The sequence below is a fragment of the Paenibacillus sp. FSL R7-0128 genome (assembly GCF_038002245.1).
Classification (GTDB): domain Bacteria; phylum Bacillota; class Bacilli; order Paenibacillales; family Paenibacillaceae; genus Paenibacillus_AQ; species Paenibacillus_AQ silagei.
In genome coordinates this window covers 2,315,577-2,329,447 of the sequence record NZ_JBBOCD010000001.1, presented here as the reverse complement: position 1 = coordinate 2,329,447, position 13,871 = coordinate 2,315,577, and the positions used below count along the sequence as shown (strand labels likewise).

Below are 13,871 nucleotides of genomic sequence, written 5' to 3'. Positions count from 1 at the left end.
CGCCATGCCCTGCCCAGGCTCAGAGATTCCGGCTCAGCTATTCTCAAGCTCGCTTGACCAGACCTCCGTCTGCCTCCAGAATTCGGCGGCTGTCAGTGTCCCGCTGTGAATCATATACGCGTAATCCAGCAGATTCGGCAAGCAGGGCAGGTCCAGCAGATAACGGCTGAACGCATGCGCAGCGATCTCCGAGGTCTTCGTTACGCCCGCCCGGATGCGCAGCGGCCCCAGGGAGAGGCTGCTGATGTCATCCAGCCGCTTATTGGTGTATCCCAGCTCCGTGAACTCCAGATCATGGAACAGCTCATGGGCAAGATGAATGTCGGTAACCTCCCTGAGGCTGAAGGAACGGCCGGGAAGCAGCACACCGGCACATTGCCGCAGCTCCTCCATGGAGGACCGGTACAGTGTAATGACACGTTCCTTGGCCGACAGCTCAATCTGGGCGCGGAAGCGGATCTGCCCGATGGTGCCTTTCCGTTCATTGAGGTTCACCTGGATGCCCCTGTCCCTGCAGATGGCTCCGACATCCGTGCCATAGCGGGCTTTGAACGCCAGAGCCTGCTCCTTCCCGATGGCCAGCGGACGCTCTACATAATAACGCCGTTTACCGCTCGGAATCCGGTGGAACAGCAGGTCGTTCTTCAGTTCGGCATACCCCAGTACATGATCATCCGGCAGTGTACGTGCATCTGTCTTCATCATCCCCTGCACCTCCTACTGGTAGACGACCGCGAGCAGCTCGCTGTTGTCCTCGAGCAACCCTGTCTCCACCTCAAGAATGGAGAACAGCTGCTCCTTGGTCTGCATCCCGGTCAAATCGAGCATTTTTTCCTTATAGAAAACAAAGGTCTTCGGGATCGTGGCATTTGCATCCGAATAGATCGTATTCTCCTCCAGGAACGAGGCGAACCGGTCAGCCATATTCTTCTTCAGAAAAGCCAGGTGATACGCATTCGTCTTCTTGAAGCGCACCACCCCCTCACGGTCGAGCACGCTCACATGGCTGAGCTTCTTCTTCACCAGGCCGAACATCGACTTCTTGATCTCGCTGGCTTCGAACAGATACCATCTGCCGGAGGCTGCCTTCAGCTCCGTCTGCTCCGCAGGCTGGCCCAGCGCATCCGCCGCCGTCTGCATCAGCTCATTCACCGGCACCGCGCGGCTGGCCAGATCCTTCGAGCGCAGCTCCGTGGAGCCGGTGGCGATTGCCCGCAGAATATTGCGCTGGGAGTCGATCTCGATTGTGACATCGACCGTGGATTCGTTCGCCCCGGACTGGACGATTCTCTCCATAATCTCTGCCCGGATCAGCTTGATGTCATGCTCGGTGGCACCCACGACCGTCTTCTCGATCTGCTCGCGGACCATCGCCATCCCGACGCCAATCGTGGAGATATACGGCGCATTGTTCGCAATCTGGTGCTTGAAGCCTTCCTTCGCAGCCATGGCCGGGACCAGAACTGCACCGCTGCCTCCGCCGCCTACCAGCGTAATGAATCCGGTGTCCAGCTCATAATCGCTGATCATCTGGTTCACCACCGCCATCACCTTGCGGATGGCAATGTCCATGGCGGCCCGGGCCGCCTCCTCCGCAGACATCCCGAGATGAGAACCCAGCGCCTGCCAGGCGATCCGCGTGCTCTCCATATTCCCGCGCGCATAATCCGTCTCCGGCACATGGTTCAGCAGATTCGCCGCTCCCGCCAGGGTCAGCGCATATTCATGCCCCCCCCTACTACGAACCGTAACATAATCCGGGTCTCCTTCGCGCGGTCTGACGAGACCGATCGCAGGCTGCTCCAGGTTCTCCTTGCCGGTGAAGCACTCGTATTCCAGTCCCGCAATATGCGCACTGCGCGGGCCGACATCCGTGATCTTGCCCCCGCCGATCTGGATCATGCTGCCTCCGGCAACGGCCAGCGTCCGCACATCCAGCGAGCGCAGATAGGTCTTGTGTCCGCCGACCTGGGCGTTCTCAATCATGACCTTACCGTTCTTGATCACGGAAATATCTACGCTGGTGCCGCCGACCTCGAAGAAAATGCCGTCCGATATCTTCTCATACATCAGGGCACCGGCCACGCCAGCCGCCAGCCCCGACAGCATCGTCAGGATCGGGCGCTTGCGCACCTCGTCGATGCTCATGACCCCGCCGTCACAGCGCATGATCATGAGCTGTGAGGTAATTCCCGCTTCTTGGACCGCCTGCTCGGTCATATTGGCCGTCTCCATCATCTTCGGGATCAGGCTCGCATTGACCACTGCTGTGCGGGTCCGCGTCTTCAGCCCGTAGAGCTGGGAGATCTCATGTCCGCCGGTGGCGTACACTCCCCGGCTGCGTGCCGCTTCCATCACTCTCAGCTCATTGGCCGGATCATCGACACTGTAAGCTTCCGAGGCTACAATGACCTCTGCACCCTGAGCCAGCAGCTGGTCAATCGCATCTTCAATGGCTTCCGCTGTAAGTTCCCGGGAGTCAATGAACTTGTGATACGTAGTAAGATACTTGCCCGCAGCCAATTCAATATCCGCCACATTGGTCTCTGAGCGGGCACTGCGGGCATCCAGCCCCGTACCCATCCCCACGATGCCTACACGGGCAACATCGCCTTCCAGCAGCGCATTGGTAGCCTGCGTCGTCCCGTGGGCGATGAACTTGATATCGTTGGGAAGAATCCCGTTCTCGCTCATGATCCGCTGGATGATCTGGACAATCCCGCTGGCGACTCCGCGTTTATCGTGGTGCGTGGTGGGCATTTTGACCTTGGACAGCACCTCAAAGGTTTCATTATCTATCGCAACGGCATCTGTGAAGGTTCCTCCGACATCGATGCCGATTCTGATTTGTTTATTGCTCATAGCAGGTTCTCCTCTCCATGAAGCTTAGGTCTCTAAGAGTCTCTAAAAGGCAATCATCCCCGCGATAATCATCGAGATCATCACCGCAACGAACATCCATGGCAGCGTCTTGCGCAGCGTTTCAATAATATCTGTCTTCGTGTAATCGGCGATCCAGACATTGTGCGAGTTGGTCGGATCACTGACAGCCTGCAGATTGCTCACAATACGCAGGGCGAGCATCGCTGCCACAGGGGCCATACCACCAGCCACGATCAGTGCCGCAATTCCGCTGCCGAGTCCCCATACATTGAGCGGACCACGGTAGATTGCCAGCGGAGAGAGCAGCGTGAAGACGAGAATGTACATTAGCGGACTCGTCGGAATAATGACTTCGATCAGCGGCTGGATTAACGAGGCCACCTGTGGCGCAGTTACCGCACTAAGCAGCATCCCGATTCCGATCATCAGACCCAGCGCACCGGCCACATCCTGAATGCCTTCAACCAGCGCACTCGACAACACATGGAACGGACGCTTAGGGGTGGCCAGCAGCAGGGTGACCAGAGCCCCCATGAAGACCGCCGAGACAATATCCACCTTCAGGAAAAACACGAGCAGCACCGGAACAAGCGGACTGATGAGCGCAATCGCTCTTACGTTCTTGTTATCCTGAGCCTGGAATTCCGGCTTAAGCGGCATGGCCCAGGCGCGGCGGACCTTACCGTCTTTGCGGGTGTAATAGACGATCATAATCAGGGCAATCACAATCAGCGGGACGGCACAGACGAGCGAATAAGAAGCAATCGTGTTCGTCGGTACCTTAAGCACATCGGTATAGATCGCCCAGGTAGAGACGTTGAACACCACACCGACCGCATTGGCCAGTAGTACTACCAGACCGCTTACAAAGGGCTTAAGTCCGGCTGTCAGCATAATAGGGATAGCGATGGTCCCGACCAGAATAACCATACCCAATCCGTTCGCGGCCGAGAAGATCACAGAGGCGGCGAGGAAAAAGATAATGGCAATCGCCAGCGGCTTATCTCCCGCCAGCTCCGCTGCCTTGCGGATAATGGTCTTCGTGATACCGACCTTGCTGAGAATCTGGCCGAACCAGGCGCCGAAGATCAGTCCGGCGATGGCGGTAGACAGCTTCATGGCTCCGCCTGCAAGCACACCCTTCGTGATGGTGAAGGTGTCCGGGTTATCAGACAGGAGCGGGATGCCGGCAATCGCCGCCAGCAGAATCGCCATCATCGGCAGCGCGAGCAGTGTGGTCAGCTTGCGGGTCATCATCAGACCCACAAACACAATGAATACAAGTAAAATCCCGATAATTTGCACGGTTTCCAAACCAATTCCTCCTAAATTTTTGTTGAATATACGTTGTTATAAGAATTATTATTTAATTGCAGCCAAGGGTAGATGCTAACAACAGCCAACAACAGTTAGATGTATTTCTACAATTAAACTACACACAGCTTAATAACTGGCCACTTTAGTTGCACATATTACAGTTATGGCGCCGCGCGTTACACTTCCAGATAAGCGCCGTGCGCGACAAGCATCTCCTGTAGTCTCTTATAGTCCACCTGCTGCACTGGAACTCCTTCCCGGACCGCCAGCGCCGCCGCCGTACCGCCCGCCTGCCCGATTGCGCCTACCGTCGGTGTAGTCCGCACAGCCGCCTGGGCTTCAAAGGTAGCCGAGAGGCATCTCCCCACAACAATCAGATTGTCGATCTCGCTGGTGATCAGGCAGCGGTAAGGGATGCTGTACATCGCGCCCCACTCCAGATGATCTGTTGCGGTTCCCTCGCCGTCCGGGCTGTGGATATCAATCGGGTAGCCGGAATGGGCGATCACATCCTCGAAGGGCTTCACCGACAGGATATCCTGTGCGGTCAGTGTGTACACGCCCTTGATCTGGCGGGAGCCGCGTACGCCGATGGACGGGCCTGTAGAGACAACCACTGAATCTTCGAACCCGGGAATATATTTTTTCAGAAAAACCTCCAGCTCCCGGCACTGCTTGCGGCCCTCAATCTCGGCCTCGCTGAGGCTCCACGGGTCTGTGCTGTCCTTGCCGAGAATCCGCGTCGTGTTCATAATAATCTCACCGGGATTGCTCGTCTCGAAGAATAGCACATCCTCTCTCGGAATACTGATCTCACCGCGCGCCTTCGCTTCACGGAATTGCTTGTCGAAGCCGACGACAGAGAGTCTGGCCGCCGAGTCCATCACCGTAATATCCAGATTCATGCGCGGAAAGTCCTCACGGTGCCCGCGGATGTACGCCTTGATTTTCTCCGTGTCCACTCCCCTCATCTTCATCTTCAGTGTCATCGGCTGCGACTGCTCGTCGGATTCGCGCCCTTTGGTGAACGGGACGCCGGACCAGGCCGCCAGATCGCCATCCCCCGTAGCATCGATGAACACATCCGCCGAGATCCTGCTAAGCCCGCCTTTGTTGCACAAGGTAAGCGATGTAATGCGTCTGCCGGATACTTCAGCACCAGCCAGCATCGTATGATACAGCACCTCGCCTCCGCTCTCCTGCAGCATCAGATCCAGCTCGTATTTCATCGCTTCCGCATCGAACGGTGTCACTGAATAGGTGTAGTTCGTCGCGTCCGGGATATGCCCCGGCGATTTGCCGAGCGCCCGGAGCCGCTGAATCAGCTCATCGGTGATTCCCTGGATAGCCTGCTTATCCCCCGCGTGAAAAGTCATCATCGGTCCTACGCCTGCAGCAGTCAGGGTCCCGCCCAGGAACCCCCCCGCCTCGATGATCAGCGTCCGGGCGCCTGCTCTTGCTGCCGCGATAGCCGCGATGGAGCCGGAAACCCCGCCTCCCGCCACAACCACTTCATATTTCCGCATCCTTGTTCCTCCTTCTTCTAAGTGAACGGTTACATTACTGCTGCTCCCTGTATTGGGTTGGGGTGCAGCCGGTATAGTCCTTGAATACCGCCATGAAATGCTTCGAGCTTAGGTAGCCGGATAATTTGGCAACCTCATAGATTCTGAGATTCGTCTCCTTCAGCAGCTGCTTGGCCCGGTTCATCCGGCACCGGGAGACATAATCCGTGAAGTTCTGTCCGGTCTCCGTCTTGAACAGCACCGACAGGTACTGATGATTCAGATGCACCTGCTCCGCCATATATTGCAGCGAAATTTCCTGATCCAGCCGCTGGGCAACCAGTTCTTTCACTTTGCGGATCAGTTGCCTGCCCTTCTGGTCGGTCTCCCCCTCTTCCGGCTGGCCCGGCAGAGCATTCCGGGCTCCATGCTTGCGCTTGAACTCCCCTAAGGCCTGGGCCAGCTCCGTGCGGTCAACCGGCTTCAGGAGATAATCGCTGATGCCGTATTTGATGGCCTGCTTTGCATATTCGAAATCGGCATACCCGCTCAGAATCAGGATATACAATTCAGGGTACTGGTCACGGACCCGCCGGATCATCTCCAGCCCGTTCATTTCATTCATCCGTATATCCGAGATCAGGACATCAGGCTTCACACTCTTGAGTGCCTCCAGTGCAAGTCTTCCGTTCTCTGCCTCACCCACCACCTGAAAGCCGCCGATGACCTCCTCAATCAAATGCTTGAGGCCCGTACGGATCAGGGCTTCATCCTCAACCAGAAACAGCTTGTGCAACCCTATCCCTCCAAACACAGTATCTGGCCGCCGCTGCGCTTCGCCAAGCTTCTGAGGCTCATTCCTGGTGAAACGCTTACAGTACCAGTATAAAATTTGAGCACCTGCAATGAAACGGCCCTCATTCGAGAAAAGGTATGAAATTTCGAGATGAATCCGCGTTCGCTCCGCCAGATATGAAACCGGATGCCCTTCACGCCTATAGTAAGGCGGAAATGACATCCGGTTCTGCTTGCTTGTATATACACAGCCCTCTTCTGGCCTGGCTGATTACAGGCTTTGCGCTGTGCTGTTATCATACAGCGCAATCAATTCATCGAATGATGAGATAATGACATCCGAGCCCTTCAGCTCATCCTGCCGCCCGAAGCCGGCATAGGCGCAGCCGATCACGGTCTGTCCGTTGCCCTTTCCCGCCTGTACATCGGAGGAACGGTCCCCGACCATCCAGGCACTGCCGATCTTGTGATTGTCCAGCAGAAGGCCGAGCAGCTCGGTCTTCGTTGCCGTGCCCGAGCCGCCTGCGCTGTACAGCCCCTCGAACAGGTCCTTCAGCTCGTGTACGACTACGATGCTATGGATATAATCCTCCAGCCCGTTGCTGGCGACGAACAGCTTCACTCCGCGTGCGTGCAGCGCACGCAGCGTCTCGACTACCTTAGGGTACAGTACCGTCCCTCCGGCCTCCAGCCCCTCAATCTCCAGCTGCAGGAGCAGTTCATCCGCCCGGCGGTGTACCGCCTCATCCGCTTCCGGCATTACGTTCTTCCAGATATCCGCAAGCAGCATGCCTAGACTGCCCAGGATGCGCTCCTCCGGCGGAGTCGGGCCGGAATGCAGGCCTTCTTCCCGCAGAATATCGAACATTTTATGATAGGCGGGCAATAACAGGCTTTCTGTCTGAAACAGCGTACCATCCATATCAAATACGATGGCTTCCGGCTGGTTTAATTTCGGCAGCGGTCTGTTCCCCGCCTGTGTCTGTTCTTCGTTGCTCATGAGGTGAATCATCCCTTCCAATTGTTCTTCGGTCACACGCCCTAATGATATAGGAAGCAGCAGATGTTGTCTACGAACCCCTAATTACAGAAAGGGACCGCAGTGCAAACACATGGAGTGCTTACACTGCGATCCCTTCTGTTCATACTGCATACTGCCTCAGAACCTTAACTTATACGTTGTCGAAGCTTGAGATCAGTTCATCGAGAACATCTTTGCTGACCATTTTACCCTTGAAGTTGATCAGGTTCTCGGAACTTCCGGAGAAGATGCAAGTAGGTTCATATTTTCTGAGAATGATCTTTTCGCCGTCCACAAAAATTTCGAGCGGATCCTTTATGTCAATTCCCATTGTTCTGCGCAGCTCAATCGGAATCACAATACGTCCCAGTTCATCTACTTTTCTTACTATGCCAGTTGCTTTCATCATTATGCATCCTCCCTTGAAATAACACTTGGATCATCATTCGGTGTTAAAAGCTATCAAAGCTTCTAATAAGTAGAAATGATTACTCTATAATTGCATTGTAAAGTGCTATTTCTTTCCTGTCAATTTTATTTCTACATCTTTTGATATTTATCGACAAAAAATTCGACAAAGTTTAGAGTTTTTTCGACAAATTTATAATCGAAACCGTTTTATATCCATTTTATTCTTTTCATTCAATTTTTACCCGTAATTCTGTAGGGGTATGGCTGAAGCGGTTTTCCCCTTAGCTTACGGCTGCTCCTTAGGAACTATGCTCTTCCTTTACTTGACAAGAAAGATATACAATCTATATATTTTACGTAATATACTATATTGGAGTGTTTCCATGAGCAAAGAAGCTGAGAAAGAGCAAGCCGTCTATACCGTCATGGAGCATATGGCCAGCGTGCAGCAAAAGTCACAGGCGTTCATAGACCGGATTACGAAAAAAGGGTCACTCTCGCAGAACCAGATCATGCTGATGTTCCTGCTGCAGCTCACCGGCTCTCTTAATATTACGGATATCTCAGAGCGGCTGGTCATTACGCCTGGAGCCGCTTCGTTCATGTGCGATAAGCTGGAGGATCTGGGATACATCGAGAGAATTCGCACGAAGGAAGACCGCAGAGTCGTCAATATTGTTCTCACCGGATCAGGGAAGCAGCACATCCTTTCTCTCTTCGACACCTTTGCATTGACTGACCTTGACAAAATATCGGCAGCCCTGCAGAGAATTGATGAGCTGATGGGCGGAATGTTACAGTAGCATCAACGGCTATCCTTTAAGCACAGACTGCATTTCCCATCGGGGAGTGCAGTTTTTTTGTTAAAGAACATATATTGATTAAATATTTCATTTAATATATATTATAGTTACTAAAATAGTATAAAACGGTGGTGATTGAACCTATGCCTGCACTGAACCCGACACCTGCGGCCAATAAACCTCTTAAAATCAACGGCTCACGGATCTGCCGGGGGGATATGGATGCCTCCCATGTGGAGGTGCTGGGCCACCTGCATGTCAGCGGGAGCTTGACCACAGCATGCCTGAGGCTTAGAGGAGAATGCTCCATAGGGTTATCTTGCAATACGCAGGAGCTGAGCAGCTTCGGCAGTCTGCGCGTTCCTGAACTCAGGGGCGTGAGCATCACGGCCAATGGATACCTGTCTGTTACCGGTGAGGTTGCCGCAGAAGAATTCAAAGCCGAGGGCTGCGTACGTATAGACCGCTTGTCCTGCATCGGCACCATCCGCATCAAGCTGGGGGCCTTGTGCAAGATCAGGCACATGACCTCGGCAGGTGATATTATCGTGTCGCCCTCCTCCAGGCTGCTCCCAATTCCGCTGAGTCCTTTCCGCAAGCTGCGCTGCGGGATCATTGAAGGGGCTGACCTCACCCTATACCGGACGCAGGCAGACCTTGTGTGCGGACAGAATGTTACGCTCGGGCCGGGTTGCTCCATCCGGGAGATCCGTTACCGGGAGACGCTGACGATTCATCCACATTCCCGGATAGGCAAGATTATTCAGATGAATACATAACGATGGAGGTACACGACATGAAATCTTCTTCTTCTGGTGCAATGCCTATACTGCTGAACTATCTGGCAAAAGGATTCGTCATCCTATTTGCATTGCCCGTACTGGGCGTCTGGGTGGCAGGGAGCCTCATCTGTGCCATCATCGCTCCGATAGCCGGCTTGCTGCGGACCTTCGGAGTCAGTGCCATAGGGATGGGGCTGACCCCATCCTATTCCGTCCCGGTCTTTCTCAGCTTGCCCTTCAGCCTAGTTCTCGCGTTCCTCCTGCTCTTGTCCTTTTATTACACCCGCCGTTTGCTGCTGTTAAGCCTAAGCTTCATCAGGTAGCAGAAAAAGGGGTATTTCAGCAGCCATTCACCGGTGCAGAAATACCCCTTTTTGTATGCAAATCACCCCGTATCAGCTGTTCAGCCTCTTCTAGGTGTATGAAGCTGGCCCTACGAACGAAGCTCGAAGAGCCTCGCAGTCTTGCCGGCGGGCAGCGTAACGCTCAAGCTGCCTTCCGGGGCGTCCCAGCTCCACTGCGCCCCGTGCGCCTCAGGATACGCACACCGGGCCTCCGCCCCGCGGCCCCTTAGCTCAGGTATGGGCAGCGTGACCGCAGCCGCTTCTCCGGCAATCCGCCATACAGCAATATAGCGGATGTCTCCATGACGGAGTCCGAAGCTGACCCATTCCCCTCCACCGTCAGGCATACCGAGCGGCCAGAAGGCGAAGGCTTGCGGAATGCAGGCGCGGATAGACTTGTAATAATCCAGCGCCTCCTTCACCAGCGCCCGGCGTCTTGGCGTTAGCTCGGCCAGATGGCCGCTCTGATGAACGCGAAGCAGCAGCGAGTTAACCATATTGAAAATGACCTCTTCATCGTCGCCTTCGCGCAGCGGATACGACCAGACCGCCGATTGCTCGGGAGTCAGTGCAGCCGGAGAGCCTGCGGCAATGGCAGCATACTTCACATAATCCTCCTGATCACTGGTGGACTGGATGCTGTGGCGGCTGAGCATGGCGTAATCCATCCGCATCCCGCCGCTGGAGCAGTTCTCGATGACGAGCTGCGGATAACGGGCGAAGATGCTGTCCAGCCAGGCCAGATAAGCGCGGTTATGCTGCAATAGACCGTCCCCGAAGCTGTCCGCCCCCGTCTCCGTACCAATGCCTGCATTGATATTATAGTCCATCTTGATATATCCGACGCCGTATTCCTCAACCAGCCGGGCAATCACGCTGTCGGCATGCTTAATGACCGCCGGATTACGGTAATCGAGCTGATAGCGGCTGCGGTCCTTGACCCGCTTGCCATGGCGCATGAAGAACCAGCTGTCGTCGGTCTCCGCAAGCTTCGGACTGTTGATGCCCATCACCTCCAGCTCCAGCCAGAGGCCGGGAATCATCCCCTTGCTGCGGATCACATCCAGCACATACTTGATGCCTTCCGGGAAGCGCTCAGCCGAAGGCTCCCACTCGCCGACCCCGTCCCACCACTCGCCGGGAGCATACCAGCCCGCGTCGATACAGAAGTATTCACAGCCGACCTCGGCAGCGGCATCAATCAGCGGCAGCAGCTTCACCGTTGTCGGGCTTCCCCACAGACAGTTCATGTAGTCGTTGAAAATCACCCGCAGCAGCTCATTATCCTCATTCGGTCTGCGGATCAGCCGCCGGTATGCGGTAAGCTGCTCTGCCGCCTCTCCGAACCCGCCCTCTACTGCACCTGCGGCCACTGGCACAGAGGTGAACGCTTCGCCGGGGGCGAGCCTCCGCCACCAGTGATTGTCATGCTCCGTAGGCCCGCTGACCAGCAGCGTAAGCTGATCTGCCTGATCTGTCAGCTCCCAGTGCCAGGAGCCGTTATGTTCAATCTGCCAGAACAGGCTGCTTCTGCTCTCCTTGTTGCGCAGCACGGCCATTGGCAACAGCTCAGCCGCCGACCAGGAGCCGGTATTGCTGGCGGCAACCCGCTTCGATCCACGATCGGCGAGATGGGACATGCCCAGCTCGGGCAGGCTGTAGCTTTTCCACTGCAGCTCACTCTGCCACCCGCTGTGAGCAATACTCACTTCTATTTTGTCATTGCGGTCTCTGCTGCCCTCTTTGTCCACTCCAGTGAGTGCGAATGAAGAGATATACTCCACAGCCGCTTCCGCACTGCCTTCATTTCGAACCACTGTCCAGGAACGGACAATCCGCACACCGGTATAGAACTGATAATGCTGTACTGCCTTTACACCCGTCAGCGGGTCAGCCAGTGTAAGCTCCAGCTTCCGTCCCAGCGGATTCACCGTGTCCCTATGCCCGTCATACACCATGCGCAATCCCGGATAAGATGCACGGTGCGTCCGCCCGTGATATTCCGCCCGGTCTTCACCCGACAGCTGCAGCTCCAGCAGCCGGAAGCTTGCCTTATGCTTCTCTTCTATGCTCCCTGCTTCCAGCGGCGCTGCGCCAAAATGCAGCTGCCGCACATCCTGCTCCCCAGTAATCTCAATCGTAAGATACAGCCCGTTCTCGGCTATGTCTATGAGCCTGCTGTCCATGTCTATTTAGCCTCCTGACAAAGATTCTTGCCTTTGGTATCTTTGGTATCTCTGTTGCCTTTGGTATCTTTGGTATCTCTGTTGCCTTTGGTCTCTTTGCTCTCTCTGTCTCTTTGATCTCTTTGGTCTTCCTGCCCCTCCTGATTATGAGGCCTTCTCTTCTATTCGTAACTCCTAATTTCCCTGCGGTGCTCGTGTAAGTGGTGAAGTAACGGAGGGAGGTTTGGAATTGGAGGAGCGGCAGCGACCGCCTTTATGTTTGGATTTCTACTGCGGCCAGCAGTTTAAATCGGGAAATCCAAACATAACAGCGGCCGGAAATCCAAAGCTCACGCAGTTACGTCCAGCCACTTACACCCCCCACCCTGAAATCCGCGTTACACAGAAAGAAGGCCCCCTCTGTAATAAAGCTTACTTCGGAGGCCGTTAAGGTCAAATCAAAATTTTATTCCGCAGACCCGAATTGAATCCAGGCCTTCTGAATTTCATCCATCGCCTGATCCTTCGTCTTGCTGCCGCCGATATAAGCCTGCATCAGCTCACCGAATTTCTGGTGGAACGTATCCAGAGAGTAGTTCACCGACAGATCGCCGGATTTCTCCGTCTTCAGAATTTCTTCCATTTCCTTAGGCATCTGCAGGTCAGGCATCGGAGCATCCTTGATTGGAGGAATAACCTTGGCTACGTTAGAGAACCAGCTCTTCCCGTAGTCGGAAGTATACAGCCAGTTGAAGAATTCAATCGTCTCTGCCGCTACTGCAGAATCCTTGTTGATCCGCAGTGCCTGATCGGCACCGGTGATAATCTGGGACTGCTCCGGTTTGTCACTGACAGGATACCCGGCGATGCCGAGGTCAAAGTCAGGGGTGATTTTCTTAATCGCTTCTTCATCCCACGCGCCTTTACCGGTCATGAAGGCTGTTTTGCCCAACGCGAAATCACTGACCTCAGCATTGCTGTCGCGTTCAAGCGGCTTGTCTGTGCCATGCTTAACGGTTGTGTCAATGAAGCTGAAGAAGTTGTCGCTCAGCACCGGATGATCCTTGAAGGTCGTCTTCCCGGCGATGAAGTCCGCTACGAGCGTCTTGGCGTCGGTTCCGGCATCGGTCGCTGCGGCATCTACGAAGTGCTGGAAGATATGCTTCCATACCCACCACTCTTTGTAGGCGTTGGCGAAGGGGGTGATGCCCTTGGCTTCAAGCTTGGTGATTGCATCGTCCATTTCAGCAGTTGTCTTAGGCACTTCAGTGATGCCGGCATCGGCCAGCAGCTTTTTGTTGTACATCAGGACGAACAGGTTACCCTTCACCGGCAGTCCGAGGACTTTGCCATCTGTAGAGCTCATGTTGGAGCGGACTGCATCCGTCATCGCTGCGGCCAGCGGTTCATTGGTAAGATCGGCACTGTATTCGGCAAAAGTATCGATATCCCCGCCCGCCGTGGTCTGGAACACATCCGGTGTGCTGCCGGCGGCAATTTTGGATTTCAGCACCGTATTGTAGTCTGCCTGCATGATTTCCAGATTGATCGTAACATTCGGCTTAACCTTCTTGTATTCCGCAATATAAGCATTGAAGGCATCCGTGTATTCGGGAGAGGCGGTGAACATATTAATCGTGACGGGCTTGGCGGAATCCGTAGGTGTATTGCCTGCCCCGGCCGTTCCACCTGTGTTGTTAGCGGTATTATTGGTGCTATTTCCGCCGCAGCCGGCCAGCAGTCCGCCCACCAGCAGCAGACTCGCAGATAATGCCATGAATCGTTTTAACATGATGTTGCCCCCTTTTTCCTTATGCATCTTGTGGTCTTGCTCATCATTCTAAA

General features: G+C 54.7%; 12 protein-coding genes. 3 read left to right on the top strand and 9 right to left on the bottom strand.

Annotated features, from left to right (window positions below; genetic code table 11):
- Nucleotides 1-33 precede the first annotated feature (33 nt).
- From NST26_RS09460 to NST26_RS09430, 7 genes are all read right to left on the bottom strand, one after another.
- On the bottom strand, nucleotides 34-705 hold the full coding sequence (locus NST26_RS09460) for a hypothetical protein (protein ID WP_209872614.1): 672 nt from the start codon (nucleotides 703-705) through the stop codon (nucleotides 34-36).
- A gap of 12 nt (nucleotides 706-717) precedes the next feature.
- Nucleotides 718-2,862, bottom strand: a complete 2,145-nt coding sequence (locus NST26_RS09455) for a hydantoinase/oxoprolinase family protein (RefSeq protein WP_340954600.1) — start codon at nucleotides 2,860-2,862, stop codon at nucleotides 718-720.
- 42 nt (nucleotides 2,863-2,904) lie between these two features.
- Nucleotides 2,905-4,188, bottom strand: coding sequence for a citrate transporter (locus NST26_RS09450; protein ID WP_235191726.1), 1,284 nt, complete (start codon nucleotides 4,186-4,188; stop codon nucleotides 2,905-2,907).
- Nucleotides 4,189-4,376: 188 nt separating this feature from the next.
- Nucleotides 4,377-5,726, bottom strand: coding sequence for an FAD-dependent oxidoreductase (locus NST26_RS09445; RefSeq protein WP_340954602.1), 1,350 nt, complete (start codon nucleotides 5,724-5,726; stop codon nucleotides 4,377-4,379).
- Between the two features lie 34 nt (nucleotides 5,727-5,760).
- Entirely contained in the window at nucleotides 5,761-6,501 is a 741-nt protein-coding gene (locus NST26_RS09440; RefSeq protein WP_209872623.1) for a response regulator transcription factor, read from the bottom strand.
- Nucleotides 6,502-6,771: 270 nt separating this feature from the next.
- Nucleotides 6,772-7,500 carry an HAD family hydrolase gene (locus tag NST26_RS09435; RefSeq protein WP_051477738.1) on the bottom strand — a complete coding sequence of 243 codons (729 nt, stop codon included), beginning with the start codon at nucleotides 7,498-7,500 and terminating at the stop codon, nucleotides 6,772-6,774.
- 172 nt (nucleotides 7,501-7,672) lie between these two features.
- Nucleotides 7,673-7,930 carry an AbrB/MazE/SpoVT family DNA-binding domain-containing protein gene (locus NST26_RS09430; protein ID WP_036721536.1) on the bottom strand — a complete coding sequence of 86 codons (258 nt, stop codon included), beginning with the start codon at nucleotides 7,928-7,930 and terminating at the stop codon, nucleotides 7,673-7,675.
- Nucleotides 7,931-8,315: 385 nt separating this feature from the next.
- On the opposite strand from NST26_RS09430, the gene NST26_RS09425 reads away from it, so the two are divergent.
- From NST26_RS09425 to NST26_RS09415, 3 genes are all read left to right on the top strand, one after another.
- On the top strand, nucleotides 8,316-8,735 hold the full coding sequence (locus NST26_RS09425) for a MarR family winged helix-turn-helix transcriptional regulator (protein ID WP_209872629.1): 420 nt from the start codon (nucleotides 8,316-8,318) through the stop codon (nucleotides 8,733-8,735).
- Between the two features lie 143 nt (nucleotides 8,736-8,878).
- The gene (locus tag NST26_RS09420) at nucleotides 8,879-9,514 is read left to right on the top strand and encodes a hypothetical protein (RefSeq protein WP_339255094.1); all 636 of its coding nucleotides are present in this window, start codon (nucleotides 8,879-8,881) and stop codon (nucleotides 9,512-9,514) included.
- Between the two features lie 17 nt (nucleotides 9,515-9,531).
- Nucleotides 9,532-9,840: a hypothetical protein gene (locus NST26_RS09415; RefSeq protein WP_339255093.1), complete on the top strand. Its 309-nt coding sequence runs from the start codon at nucleotides 9,532-9,534 to the stop codon at nucleotides 9,838-9,840.
- A gap of 110 nt (nucleotides 9,841-9,950) precedes the next feature.
- Here NST26_RS09415 and NST26_RS09410 read toward each other — a convergent pair whose 3' ends face one another.
- Together NST26_RS09410 and NST26_RS09405 are read right to left on the bottom strand one after the other, a co-directional pair.
- Complete coding sequence (locus NST26_RS09410) at nucleotides 9,951-12,047, bottom strand: glycoside hydrolase family 36 protein (RefSeq protein WP_340979066.1); 2,097 nt, start codon at nucleotides 12,045-12,047, stop codon at nucleotides 9,951-9,953.
- Between the two features lie 445 nt (nucleotides 12,048-12,492).
- A complete protein-coding gene (locus NST26_RS09405) occupies nucleotides 12,493-13,818 on the bottom strand; it encodes an ABC transporter substrate-binding protein (RefSeq protein WP_036721520.1) in 1,326 nt (441 codons plus the stop codon).
- Nucleotides 13,819-13,871 lie beyond the last annotated feature (53 nt).

Coding starts and splice junctions, on each gene's coding strand:
- NST26_RS09460 (WP_209872614.1), bottom strand. CDS start 705: ATGATGAAGACAGATGCACGTACACTGCCGGATGATCATGTACTGGGG.
- NST26_RS09455 (WP_340954600.1), bottom strand. CDS start 2,862: ATGAGCAATAAACAAATCAGAATCGGCATCGATGTCGGAGGAACCTTC.
- NST26_RS09445 (WP_340954602.1), bottom strand. CDS start 5,726: ATGCGGAAATATGAAGTGGTTGTGGCGGGAGGCGGGGTTTCCGGCTCC.
- NST26_RS09435 (WP_051477738.1), bottom strand. CDS start 7,500: ATGAGCAACGAAGAACAGACACAGGCGGGGAACAGACCGCTGCCGAAA.
- NST26_RS09430 (WP_036721536.1), bottom strand. CDS start 7,930: ATGATGAAAGCAACTGGCATAGTAAGAAAAGTAGATGAACTGGGACGT.
- NST26_RS09425 (WP_209872629.1), top strand. CDS start 8,316: ATGAGCAAAGAAGCTGAGAAAGAGCAAGCCGTCTATACCGTCATGGAG.
- NST26_RS09420 (WP_339255094.1), top strand. CDS start 8,879: ATGCCTGCACTGAACCCGACACCTGCGGCCAATAAACCTCTTAAAATC.
- NST26_RS09415 (WP_339255093.1), top strand. CDS start 9,532: ATGAAATCTTCTTCTTCTGGTGCAATGCCTATACTGCTGAACTATCTG.
- NST26_RS09410 (WP_340979066.1), bottom strand. CDS start 12,047: ATGGACAGCAGGCTCATAGACATAGCCGAGAACGGGCTGTATCTTACG.
- NST26_RS09405 (WP_036721520.1), bottom strand. CDS start 13,818: ATGTTAAAACGATTCATGGCATTATCTGCGAGTCTGCTGCTGGTGGGC.